The organism is Acidovorax kalamii (assembly GCF_002245625.1).
GTDB classification, from domain to species: Bacteria; Pseudomonadota; Gammaproteobacteria; order Burkholderiales; family Burkholderiaceae_C; genus Acidovorax; species Acidovorax kalamii.
In genome coordinates, this window is the sequence record NZ_NOIG01000015.1 from 1 (window position 1) to 11,844 (window position 11,844).

Sequence of the window (11,844 nt, forward strand, 5' to 3'; positions counted from 1 at the left end):
GTTCGGGCAAGTGCTTCAGAAGCGAAGCCCTCGACTATAGCACGAATTGAAGGGGGTTGAGAAGGATCAGGCGACTCAGCCCTGGTGGGCTGCAACAGCGGCTTCGAGCGCATCCACAAACAGGAAGGCGACATCGCAGCCCGTCTGATCGAAGATCTCCTGGAAGCAGGTGGGGCTGGTCACATTGATCTCGGTGACGCAGTCGCCGATCACGTCCACCCCCGCCAGCAGCAGGCCCCGCTCCAGCAGGATGGGGCCCAAGGCCTCTCCGATCTCACGGTCGCGTGCTGACAAGGGCCGGGCCACGCCCTTGCCACCCGCCGCGAGGTTGCCACGCACTTCGCTGCCTTGCGGGATGCGGGCCAGGCAGAAAGGCACGGGCCTGCCGCCGATGATGAGCACACGCTTGTCGCCATCAACGATCTCGGGCAGGAACTTCTGCACCATCACGCTCTGCGCGCCATGGCGGTTGAGGGTTTCGGTGATGCTGCCCAGGTTCAGGCCATCGGGGCCGACGCGGAAGATGCCCATGCCACCCATGCCGTCCAGCGGTTTGAGGATGATGTCCTGATGCTCAGCATGAAAGCGCTGGATGTCTGTCGCATCACGCGTGACCAGGGTGGGGCCGATGAATTGGGGAAACTCCATGATCGCCAGCTTTTCCGGGTGGTCCCGCAGGGCCCGGGGTTTGTTGAACACCTTGGCGCCTTCGCGCTCGGCCTGCTCCAGCAGGTGGGTGGCGTAGAAGTATTCGCTGTCGAAGGGCGGGTCCTTGCGCATGAGCACCGCGTCGAAATCGGCCAGCACAGCGCTGCACTCTGGCTGGACGTCATACCAGTGCTCCGCATCCCCCGTGAGACGGATGTCCCGGACCCGGGCCGTCACCTTGCCGCCCCGCAGCCAGGTGACATGCTGCGGCTCGCACACCGCCAGGGTGTGACCGCGCCGCTGCGCCTCGCGCATCATGGCAAAGGTGGTGTCCTTGTAGATCTTGAAGCTGTGCAGCGGGTCGGCAATGAAAAGCAGTTTCATGGTGTCGGATCAGAAAAGTGGATGGGGCCAGCGGCCCGGGCAGCGAACGAGACTAGGCAAGCCCCGCCTGCGAACGCCTGTACTGTTGCACAAATAAGGCAATGCTGCCGGCGACCACGCCCCAGAAGGCCGACCCCACGCCCGCCACCACCACACCACTGAGCGTGACCAGGAAGGTGATGAGCGCAGCCTCCCGGTGGGACTCGTCCCGCAAGGCAGCGGCCAGGCCGTTGCCGATGGTGCCCAACAGCGCCAGCCCTGCAATGGCCACGACCAGTTCCTTGGGGAACGCCGTCAGCAATCCAGTAATGACCGCACCAAACAACCCGATGGCCACATACAGCGCACCGCAGCACACGGCAGCGGTGTAACGGCGGCTGCGGTCTTCATGTGCCTCCGGGCCCATGCACATGGCGGCGGTGATGGCGCTGAAGTTCAGTGCAAAGGCGCCAAACGGTGCCAGGACCAGGGTTGCCAGCCCGGTGAGGGTGATGAGGCGGGACACCGGCAGGTCGTAGCCCGATGCGCGGATCACCGCCACGCCCGGCAGGTTCTGCGATGCCATGGTGACCACAAACAGCGGAATGGCCAGGCTGACCAGGGCCGCCACGCTGAAATCGGGCGCCATGAACACCGGCAGGGCCAGCTCCAGCTGCACCGCCGACCACGCCATTTGCCCACGGGCCGCCACGTACGCCACGGCCACCGCCAGCGTGATGACCACGGCATACCGCGCCAGCCAGCGGCGGCTGACCAGGTACACCAACAGCATGAGCAGCACCAGCGGCAGCGCCGTCTGGGCGGCGGCAAATGCCTGCAGGCCGAACCGCGCCAGCACACCGGCCAGCAAGGCAGCAGCGATCTCCATGGGGATGCGGTTCATCACGCGCTCGAACCAGCGGGTGACGCCCGCCAAGGTGATGAGCACCGCACTCACCATGAATGCCCCCACGGCCTCGCCCATGCTGAAGCCCCCGGCCAACCCGGCCGTGGCCAGCACAGCCGCGCCGGGGGTGGACCAGGCCACCATGACGGGTTGCCGCAGGACCAAGGAAGGAACCAGCGAGCACAGGCCCATGCCCAGACCCAGCGCCCACATCCAGGAGGTGACCTGGGCGGGTGTGGCGCCAAACGCCTGCGCGGCCTGGAACACGATGGCCACCGAACTGGTGAAGCCCACCAGCACCGCCACGAACCCCGCGACAAAGGTCGAGAGGCTCAGGTCTTTGAAAAATTGCATGGGCTGGATTCTGGCACCGCGCCCCCACAGCCGCCTGCGGGAGGACTCGCCTGGAGCGCCGTCCATCACGAATGCTATATTTTAAATAGCAAATTTCGCTTGATGGTCGCGCGCATGAGGCCAAAAACCTCAAAAAATCCGCTCAGATCTCGATCTTGGACCCCAGCTCCACCACCGCGTTGTTGGGCAGGTGCAGGAAGTCCGCCGCGCCGCTGGCGTTGTGGTGCATCTGTGCAAACAGCTTTTCGCGCCAGGGCGCCATGCCGCCACCCATGGTGGGGATGACGGTGTCGCGCGAGAGGAAGTAGCTGGTGGTCATGGCCTCCAGCTCGCAGCCCCGGCCGCGCAGCAGCTCCAAGGCGCGCGGCACATCGGGGTCGTTCTTGAAGCCGTAGTGGATCACCACCTGCCAGCAATCGTGGCCCAGAGACTCGACCTGCAGGCGCTTGTCCAGGCCGATCCAGGGGGTTTCGTGGTTGTGCACCGTGACAAACAGGTTCTGCTGGTGCAGCACCTTGTTGTGCTTGAGGTTGTGCAGCAGCGCGTTGGGCACGGCGCCGGTTTCGGCCGTGAGGAAGACGGCCGTGCCGTCCACACGCGTGGGCGGGCTGATGAACACCGACTCCAGGAAGTCTTTCAGGTCGATGGCATCGGCGCGCAGCTTGTCGTTGAGCAGGCGGCGCCCTTCCTTCCAGGTCATCATGAAGGCGAACACGATGCCGCCGATCAGCAGCGGGAACCAGCCGCCCTGGAACAGCTTGAGCATGTTGGAGGCGAAGAACGCCAGGTCCACCACAAAGAAGCAGCCCGTGGCCGCGATACACAGCGCCAGCGGATAGCGCCAGCCGTAGCGGATCACGAAGAAGGTGAGCGTGGTGGTGATCAGCATGTCCAGCGTCACGGCGATGCCGTAGGCGGCGGCCAGGTTGCTGGACGAGCGGAACATCACCACCGCCAGCACGATGGCGGCAAACAGCCCCCAGTTCACCAGCGGCATGTAGATCTGCCCCGTGTCACGCACGCTGGTGTGCTGGATGTTCAGGCGCGGCAGGTAGCCCAGCTGGATGACCTGCTTGGTCACGCTGAAGGCGCCGGTGATCAGGGCCTGCGAGGCGATCACTGTGGCCATGGTGGCCAGCACCACCAGCGGGATCAGCGCCCAGTCGGGGGCCATCATGTAGAAGGGGTTCTTCACCGCCTCGGGCTCGGCCAGCAGCAGGGCGCCCTGGCCAAAATAGTTGAGCGTGAGCGCCGGCATGGCCACGGTGAACCAGGCCAGGCGGATGGGCCGCTTGCCGAAGTGGCCCAGGTCGGCATACAGGGCTTCGGCGCCGGTCACGCACAGCACCACCGCGCCCAGGATGATGAAGCTGGTGCCCGGGTTGGCCCACATGAAGCCCAGCGCGTGGTGCGGGCTCAGCGCCCAGAGGATCTCGGGGTGGCCCACGATGTGCGATACCCCCAGCAAGGCCAGGCTGATGAACCACACCAGGGTGATGGGCCCGAAGAACTTGCCGATGCCCCCGGTGCCGCGCTTTTGCACCGCAAACAGGCAGAACAGCACCACCAGGGTGATAGGAATCACATACTGCTTGAAGTGGGGCGAGACCACCTCCAGCCCCTCCACCGCCGACAGCACCGAGATGGCCGGGGTGATGACCCCGTCGCCATAGAACAGCGAGGTGCCGAAAATTCCCACCGCCAGCAGCACGCCGCGCAGCCGGGGCTTGTCCTTGACGGCCTGCGAGGCCAGCGCCAGCATCGCGATCAGGCCGCCCTCGCCATGGTTGTCGGCGCGCAGCACCAGCACCACGTACTTCAGCGACACGATGACCGTGAGCGTCCAGAAGAAGATGGAGAGGATGCCGTAGATGTTGTCCGGGGTGAAAGGCACATGGCCGGAGCCAAACACCTCTTTGACGGCATACAGCACGCTGGTGCCGATATCGCCATACACCACACCGATAGCGCCCAGCGTGAGCGCTGCGAGCGAAGATTTGGAGCTTTGCACTGACCGCACCCGGCATGCGCGGGGCCGCCGGGGTTCTGTTACTTTTGGGAACGCTATTGTGCGCCTGCGCCAGATCAAGCGCCTGGAGGCATCCGCCCAATGTTGCGACGCAGCAACTGGACCTGGCTGTCCCCCCTTGGCAGGCGGGTGCGGGCGTGGCAGGCCATCATTTGACGTTCACCCGCCATGATGGATAGAGCCCCTGCGCCATGAACTGGCTTGGCCAGGCCACCGGGTGCGCTCCCTTCCCGCGCAGCGAGAGAGGGGGAAGGCGCGAAGCGACTCAGGGGGCGCGTTCAGTCGTACACCTCGGCGTCGGGGTTGGTCGCCTCCAGCTCGTAGCTGGCCGCCAGCATCGCCAGCCGTGCCACCACGCCATACATGTAGAAGCGGTTGGGCGCACTCACCCCGGGGCGCACGCCGGGCTGCGGCATGTGGGTGCTGTGCTCAAAGGCCAGGGGTACGAAGCTCGCACCGGGCGCATTCAGGTTTTCGTCCACCCCCCGCTCGGCATGCATGCGGTAGAAGCCACCCACCACATAGCGGTCCATCATGTAGACCACGGGCTCGGCCACGGCTTCGTGCACACGCTCCTGGGTCAGCACGCCCTCCTGGATGATGAGGTCATTGACCGGCTGGCCGTCCTTGATGACGGCCATCTTGTTCTTGGTCTTGCGGTTGACCGCGTCCAGCTCCTTGGCATCGCGCACCGTCATGATGCCCATGCCGTAAGTGCCGTTGTTGGCCTTGACGATCACGAACGGCTTTTCGTTGATGCCGTATTCCTTGTACTTGCGGCGCACCTTGGTCAGCAGGGCATCCACCGTGGTCTGCAGCTTGTCCATGCCTTTGTCTTCGGCAAAGTCCACACCGTCGCACTGGCTGTACATGGGGTTGATGAGCCAGGGGTCGATGCCCAGCATCTTGCCGAAGCGCTTGGCCACTTCTTCGTAGTTCTTGAAGTGGGTGCTCTTGCGACGCACGCTCCAGCCCGCGTGCAGCGGGGGCAGCAGGTACTGCTCGTGGATGTCTTCCAGGATGCCCGGCGGGCCCGCCGACAGGTCGTTGTTGAGCAGGATGGTGCAGGGGTCGAAATCCTTGAGCCCCAGGCGGCGCTTGGTGCGCACCACGGGCTCCAGTGTCACGGTATCGCCATTGGGCAACTCGATCAGCGTGGGCTTCTTGATCTCGGGGCTGATGGAGCCCACACGCACGTTCAGGCCGGCCATGTTGAAGATGCGCTGCAGCTGCACCACGTTGGCCAGGTAGAAGGTGTTGCGCGTGTGGTTCTCCGGAATGATCAAGAGGTTGCGCGCCTCGGGGCAGATCTTCTCGATGGCGGCCATGGCGGCCTGCACGGCCAGGGGCAGCATCTCCTTGGTCAGGTTGTTCCAGCCACCGGGGTAGAGGTTGGTGTCCACAGGCGCGAGCTTGAAGCCCGCATTGCGGATGTCCACCGAGGTGTAGAACGGCGGCGTGTGTTCCATCCATTCCAGGCGGAACCAGCGTTCGATGGCGGGCATCGAGTCGAGAACGCGCTGTTCGAGTTCGTTGATCGGCCCCGTGAGGGCCGTGATGAGATGCGGAACCATAGATGCCCTCGGGAAGCAAATTGCGGACGGATTGTAGGGATTTGGGGCCGTCTTCCTGTTTCGCAAGGCACGGCCACGAAAAGCAATGTCAGCGGCGCCAGAAAGCGGGGGTGAGCAAGGCCATGAAACTCAGAATCTCCAGCCGCCCCAGCAGCATGGCCAGTGTGCACACCCAGATCTGGAAATCGGTCAGCACCGCGTAGTTGGACGCGGGGCCCACGCTGCCCAGCCCCGGCCCCGCGCAGTTGACGCTGGCCAGCACCACCGAAAACGCGGTCACGGGGTCCAGGTCGGTGAGCAGCAGCACCATGCTCAGGCCGAACACCGTGCCGCCATAGACCAGCATGAAGGCCAGCACCGAGAAGATCACCCGGTTGTCCACCACGCCGCCCCCCAGGCACACCGGCTGCACGGCGCGCGGGTGCACCAGGCGGTTCATCTCGCGGCGCGCCTGCTTGGCTAGGATGAGCATGCGCACCATCTTGATCCCGCCGCCCGTCGATCCGGCACTGGTGGCCACGCCCGACAGCAGCAGCATGAACACGGGCGCAAACACCGGCCAGGCGAGGTAGTCCACCGTGGCGTAGCCGGTGGTGGTGGCCAGCGACACCAGGTTGAACATGCCGTGGCGCAGCGCATCGAGCGGCCCATACACGCCCTTGGCCCACAGCAGCAGAGCCACCACCAGCCCGCCGCCGATCAGCGCAAACAGCGTGGCCCGCAGCTCCGGGTCACGCCAGAAACCACCCCAGTGGCCCTTGCGAAATGCCACAAAGTACAGCGCAAAGTTGCAGCTGGCCACCAGCATGAAGAAGATGCAGATCACCTCCAGCAGGGGCGACTGGAAGTAGCCAAAGCTCAGGTCGTGCGACGACAGCCCGCCCAGGCTCACGGTGGTGAACATGTGCATCAGTGCATCCAGTGGCGCCATGCCCCCGGCCCAGTAGGCCAAACCACACAGCACCGAAAACAGCGCGTACACGCCCCACAGCCCCTTGGCCGTGCCGGTCATGCGCGGCGTGAGCTTGGTGTCCTTCAGCGGCCCTGCCGCCTCGGCCTTGAACAGCTGGCTGCCGCCCACGCCCAGCAGCGGCAGCACGGCCACGGCCAGGATCAGGATGCCCATGCCGCCCATCCACTGCAAAAAGGTGCGCCACACATTGACCGACACCGGCAGCGCATCCAGCCCGGTGAGCACGGTGGAGCCCGTGGTGGTGAGCCCTGACACGGCCTCGAAATAGGCATGCGTGAACGACAGCGGGTGCCCCGTGTAGTGCCCCGCCAGCATCAGCGGCAGCGCGGCCGACAGCGGCAGCAGCGCCCACACCAGCGACACCAGCATCACGCCGTGGCGCGGCTGCAGCTCCTGCCGGAACAGCCGCAGCCGCCACCACAGCCACGCGCCCGCCAGCAGCGTGGCGCCCATGGACAGCGGGTACACAAACCAGACGCCATCGCCCGTCCACAGCGACACCGCCAGCGGCAGCCCCATGGTCAGCGCAAAGATCATGATCAGGATGCCCAGCACCCGCAGCACGGGAAACATGTCCACCATGGGTCGCTCGCTGGCCCGGCGTCAGAAAAAAGTCGCGCTCACGCGGAAGAGCTTTTCCACGTCGCGCACCAGCCGCTTGTTGGGCAGGAAGAACACCACATGGTCATTGCTCTCGATCACCGTCGCGCTGCGCGGGATGATGACCTCGGGCTCGCGCAGGCTGGCGGCGGCTGCGCCCGTCGGGTCCGAGGCATCGGGCAGCCCGCGCACGATCAGGCCGATGTGCACATCGCGCGGCAGCTGCAGGTCGCTGACCTTGCGGCCCACCACGCGCGAGCTCTTGCGGTCGCCGCGCGCCACGATCTCCAGCGCCTCGGCCACGCCCCGGCGCAGGCTGTGCACCGCCTGCACATCGCCCTGGCGCACATAGGCCAGCAGCTCGCCCAGCATGGCCTGCGCGGGCGACAACGCAATGTCGATCTGCGTGCCGTGCATCAGGTCGGCATAGCTGCGCCGGTTGATGAGGGCCAGCACGCGGCTTGCGCCCATGCGCTTGGCCAGCAGGCAGGACATGATGTTGTCCTCGTCATCGTCGGTGAGTGCGAGGAACAGGTCCACCTCCTCGATGCCCTCGTCGCCCAGCAGGTCCTCGTCGGTGGTGTCGCCCTGCAGCACCAGCACGTCGGACGGCAGTGCCGACGCCAGCGCCACGCAGCGCTCGGCATCGCCCTCGATGATCTTGGTGTGGAAACGCCCCGGTGTCTGCGCCAGCTGCCGCGCCAGCCGCAGCCCCACACCCCCGCCGCCCGCAATCATGATGCGGCGCACCGGCTGGGCCTGCAGCGAGGCCGGGCGGTGCAGGGCCGCCAGCACCTGGGCGATGTGTTCGTGCGCCGCCAGCACAAACACCTCGTCGCCCGGTTCGATGCGGGTGGCGCCGTCGCAGGCGATGAAGCGGTCGGGCTCGTCGGCAAAACGGCGGTAGATGGCCACCATGCGCATCGCCATCTCGGGCGCGCGCTCGCGCAGCTCCCCAATCGTGGGGCCCACCATGGGCGCGCCGGGCCGGGCCCGGCCCGACACCAGGCAGGCGCGGCCACCGGCAAACTCGCGCACCTGCATGGCTTCGGGGTAGTCGATGAGCTTGCCGATATAGCGGGTGAGCGATTCTTCGGGGCAGATGATGCGGTCCACCGCAAAACCCTCGGGGCCCACCAGCCGGTCGTCGCCCTGAAAGCCGCTGGAGCGCACGCGCGCAATGCGTTTGGGGATGTTGAACAGCAGCTGCGCGATCTTGCAGCACACCAGGTTGGTCTCGTCCTGTGCGGCGCAGGCGATCAGCAGGTCGGTGTCCTCGGCACCCGCCTCGGCCAGCACGGCGGGCTCTATGCCATTGCCCACCACCCCGCGCAGGTCAAAGCGCGACTCCAGGTCGCGCAGGCGCGCGGCGTCGGTGTCGATCACCGTGATGTCGTTGCGCTCCGACACCAGGCTGTCTGCCACGCTCTGGCCCACACGGCCTGCGCCGAGGATGATGATTTTCATAGAAAAATTGGGGCTCTGCGCGCGACTGATATGCGTTGATAGCTATCAAATAGATAGCGAATCAGCCCCGCACCTCGCCCTCGCCCAGCACCACGTACTTGAGCGAGGTCAGCCCCTCGATGCCCACCGGCCCACGCGCGTGGAATTTGTCGGTGCTGATGCCGATTTCGGCGCCCAGGCCGTACTCGAAGCCATCGGCAAACCGCGTGCTCGCGTTCACCATCACGCTGGCCGAATCCACCTCGCGCAGGAAGCGCTGGGCGTGGACATGGTTCGTCGTCAGGATGGCATCGGTGTGGTGGCTGGAATAGTGGTTGATGTGGGCAATGGCTTCGTCCACACCTGCCACGATCTTCACGCTGATGATCGGCGCCAGGTATTCCTCGCTCCAGTCCTGCTCGGTGGCGGGCACCAGCTTCGCGGCGGGCACGGCCGCCAGAATCGCCAGCGACTCGGGGCAGCCGCGCATCTCCACGCCCTTGGCGGCATACACCGCGCCGATCCGGGGCAAGAATTCGGCCGCCGCACCGCGCGCCACCAGCAGGCCTTCGCTCGCGTTGCAGGGGCTGTATTTGTTGGTCTTGGCGTTGTCAGCCACCTTCACCGCCATGGCGATGTCGCAGGGGTCGTCCACATAGGTGTGGCAATTGCCGTCCAGGTGCTTGATCACGGGCACCTTGGCGTCGCGGCTGATGCGCTCGATCAGGCCCTTGCCACCGCGCGGGATGATCACATCCACAAACTGCGGCATGGCGATGAGCTGGCCCACGGCCTCGCGGTCGGTGGTCTGCACCAGCTGCACCGCGTCCTGCGGCAGGCCGGCTTCGGCCAGCGCCTGCTGCACCAGCTTGGCCAGCGCCTTGTTCGAGTCAATCGCCTCGGAGCCGCCGCGCAAGATGCAGGCGTTGCCGCTCTTGATGCTGAGGCTGGCCGCCTCGATGGTCACGTTGGGGCGGCTCTCGTAGATCATGCCGAACACACCGATCGGCACGCGCATCTGCCCCACACGGATGCCGCTGGGCTGCTGCTTCATGCCCAGGATCTCGCCAATGATGTCCGGCATGGCGGCCAGCTGCTCGCAGCCTTCGGCACAGGTCTCCAGCACCTTGGGGCTGAGCTTGAGACGGTCCACCATGGGCTCGGCCAGCCCGGCGGCGCGGGCACGCTCCAGGTCTTTGGCGTTGTCGATCTGCAGCGCATCCACGTTCTCGCGCAGCAGCCGGGCCAGCGCCTTGAGTGCTTTGTTTTTGATAGCTGCTGGCGCTTTGGCCATCAGCGCAGAGGCTGTTTTTGCCTGGAGACCGAGAGAATGCGTGTATTCAGCGACGTGGAGGGCGTTCATCCGGCGATTTTGCCGCACTTGGCTTTACCCTTGCGGACTTGCCCTACTCGCACATCCCTGGCCATGACCACCACCGCCCCCGCCCAGCTCGCCACCCTGACCGAAGCCCTGCAGGCCTTTGAACGCGGCGCCCATACCGCCGCCACCCTGAGCACCCTGGCCCGCCAGCAGACGGCCCTGCTCGCCGCCCTGCCCCCGCGCTACGGCGAGGTATTGCTGAACCTGCTGGACCGGCTGGAATCGAGCGCGCTGTTTTCGGAGGAAAGCTGCTCGTTCAGCCAGAAGGATCTGGTGGCGAATTTGCAGATGTGGGTGGAGAAGGCGCGCTCGGCACTGGCAGCCGCCTGACCAAAGATTCCCATTTTGATAGCACAAGGCGCTTGATAGAAAAGCGCCAGCAGCCTGTTCGCCGCCGAGCCCTCAGCGCGCCGCCTGCGTCAACCGGCACACCTGCAGCGCCAGCCTTTGCAGCGCCTGCCAGCCATCCTGCGGCCAGTCGGGCTGCTTGAGGCCTTTGACAATGCCGTCCACCGTGTGCGCCGACTGCAGCAGGCGCGCCAGGGCGGCGTCGCTGGCCTTGGGCAGGATGCGCTCGAACAGGCGCTCCTTGGGGCCCCAGATGCGGTTCTCGCGCAAAGCCATGGGCAAGGGGCGGCCTGCGTTCATGGCGTCTTTCACGCGTTTCAGGGCGCGGATGTCTTCGGCCAGCGCCCAGTGCACCAGCACCTCGGCCTCGCCCTCGGCCTGCAGGCCGTCGAGCATGCGCTGCACGCGGGCGGTGTGGCCTGAGAGCACGGATTCGGACAGCTTGAACACGTCGTAGCGCGCCACGTTGAGCACGGCGGCCTCGACCTGGGCCTGGGTCAGCTCGCCCGCCGGGTGCAGCAGCGCGAGCTTCTGGATCTCCTGGTGCGCGGCCAGCAGGTTGCCTTCCACGCGGTCGGCAAAGAACTGCAAGGTGCGCTGCCCTTCCTCGCCCGCCACCACACGCTGGCCCTGCGCGGCCAGGCGCTGGGCGATCCACTGGGGCAGCATGCCGCGCTCGATGGGGTCGATCTGGATGGAGGTGCCGCTAGATTCGAGTGCGGCGAACCAAGCGCCGGTCTTGGTGGCCTTGTCCAGGCGCGGCAGCATCACCAGAGTAAGGGTGCTGTCGTTGCCACGTGCCGATTCGGCCACCTGCTGCAGGGCCACGCTGCCGTCCTTGCCGGGCTTGCCCGAGGGGATGCGGATCTCGACGATCTGCTTGTCGGCAAACAGGCTGAGCGAGCCACCGGCGGCCAGCACGGCGCTCCAGTCGAAGTGCGCCCCGGCCACGGTGTAGCTGCTGCGTTCGGTGTAGCCCTGGGCGCGGGCCGTGGCGCGGATGGCGTCGGCGGCCTCTTGCTGCAGCAAGGGTTCGTCGCCATGCAATACATAAAGCGGCGACAGGCCCCGTTGAAGATGCGATGAGAGTTGGGCCATGGCGACTTGCATGCGGCAAAGTTTATCGCCTTGCCCCGCCGGGTTTTGTGCAAATGGCCAGTGTGCACCCGCACAGTGCACAAAGGCCATGGCGGACTGATCAGCCCGCGCACTGTTCATTGG

The 11,844-nt window shown here is 65.9% G+C and carries 9 protein-coding genes; 1 reads left to right on the forward strand and 8 read right to left on the reverse strand.

What is annotated here, in order from left to right; genetic code table 11:
• Positions 1–75: 75 nt before the first annotated feature.
• The 7 genes from gshB to CBY09_RS22520 all read right to left on the reverse strand — a co-directional run bounded on the left by gshB (position 76) and on the right by CBY09_RS22520 (position 10,257).
• Positions 76–1,032: a glutathione synthase gene (gene gshB, locus CBY09_RS22490; RefSeq protein WP_094291810.1), complete on the reverse strand. Its 957-nt coding sequence runs from the start codon at positions 1,030–1,032 to the stop codon at positions 76–78.
• A gap of 52 nt (positions 1,033–1,084) precedes the next feature.
• Positions 1,085–2,272 (reverse strand): benzoate/H(+) symporter BenE family transporter, encoded by a 1,188-nt coding sequence (locus CBY09_RS22495; protein WP_094291811.1) that lies wholly within the window; start codon positions 2,270–2,272, stop codon positions 1,085–1,087.
• A gap of 142 nt (positions 2,273–2,414) precedes the next feature.
• Positions 2,415–4,283 carry a potassium transporter Kup gene (locus tag CBY09_RS22500; RefSeq protein WP_094291812.1) on the reverse strand — a complete coding sequence of 623 codons (1,869 nt, stop codon included), beginning with the start codon at positions 4,281–4,283 and terminating at the stop codon, positions 2,415–2,417.
• 296 nt (positions 4,284–4,579) lie between these two features.
• A complete protein-coding gene (gene gshA, locus CBY09_RS22505) occupies positions 4,580–5,875 on the reverse strand; it encodes a glutamate--cysteine ligase (protein WP_094291813.1) in 1,296 nt (431 codons plus the stop codon).
• Positions 5,876–5,963: 88 nt separating this feature from the next.
• Positions 5,964–7,430, reverse strand: coding sequence for a TrkH family potassium uptake protein (locus CBY09_RS22510; protein ID WP_094291814.1), 1,467 nt, complete (start codon positions 7,428–7,430; stop codon positions 5,964–5,966).
• Positions 7,431–7,451: 21 nt separating this feature from the next.
• Positions 7,452–8,915, reverse strand: coding sequence for a Trk system potassium transporter TrkA (trkA, locus tag CBY09_RS22515; protein WP_094291815.1), 1,464 nt, complete (start codon positions 8,913–8,915; stop codon positions 7,452–7,454).
• Positions 8,916–8,976: 61 nt separating this feature from the next.
• On the reverse strand, positions 8,977–10,257 hold the full coding sequence (locus tag CBY09_RS22520; RefSeq protein ID WP_094291816.1) for a glutamate-5-semialdehyde dehydrogenase: 1,281 nt from the start codon (positions 10,255–10,257) through the stop codon (positions 8,977–8,979).
• Positions 10,258–10,320: 63 nt separating this feature from the next.
• Here CBY09_RS22520 and CBY09_RS22525 point away from each other — a divergent pair, with 63 nt between their 5' ends.
• Complete coding sequence (locus CBY09_RS22525) at positions 10,321–10,605, forward strand: hypothetical protein (RefSeq protein ID WP_094291817.1); 285 nt, start codon at positions 10,321–10,323, stop codon at positions 10,603–10,605.
• 72 nt (positions 10,606–10,677) lie between these two features.
• Here the strand turns inward: CBY09_RS22525 and holA are convergent, their stop codons facing one another.
• Positions 10,678–11,733, reverse strand: a complete 1,056-nt coding sequence (gene holA / locus CBY09_RS22530; RefSeq protein WP_094291818.1) for a DNA polymerase III subunit delta — start codon at positions 11,731–11,733, stop codon at positions 10,678–10,680.
• Positions 11,734–11,844: the final 111 nt, after the last annotated feature.

Excerpts from the sequence above, each read along its gene's own strand:
- gshA (WP_094291813.1), bottom strand. The coding sequence starts at position 5,875 with ATGGTTCCGCATCTCATCACGGCCCTCACGGGGCCGATCAACGAACTC.
- trkA (WP_094291815.1), bottom strand. The coding sequence starts at position 8,915 with ATGAAAATCATCATCCTCGGCGCAGGCCGTGTGGGCCAGAGCGTGGCA.
- CBY09_RS22520 (WP_094291816.1), bottom strand. The coding sequence starts at position 10,257 with ATGAACGCCCTCCACGTCGCTGAATACACGCATTCTCTCGGTCTCCAG.
- holA (WP_094291818.1), bottom strand. The coding sequence starts at position 11,733 with ATGCAAGTCGCCATGGCCCAACTCTCATCGCATCTTCAACGGGGCCTG.
- gshB (WP_094291810.1), bottom strand. The coding sequence starts at position 1,032 with ATGAAACTGCTTTTCATTGCCGACCCGCTGCACAGCTTCAAGATCTAC.
- CBY09_RS22510 (WP_094291814.1), bottom strand. The coding sequence starts at position 7,430 with ATGGTGGACATGTTTCCCGTGCTGCGGGTGCTGGGCATCCTGATCATG.
- CBY09_RS22495 (WP_094291811.1), bottom strand. The coding sequence starts at position 2,272 with ATGCAATTTTTCAAAGACCTGAGCCTCTCGACCTTTGTCGCGGGGTTC.
- CBY09_RS22525 (WP_094291817.1), top strand. The coding sequence starts at position 10,321 with ATGACCACCACCGCCCCCGCCCAGCTCGCCACCCTGACCGAAGCCCTG.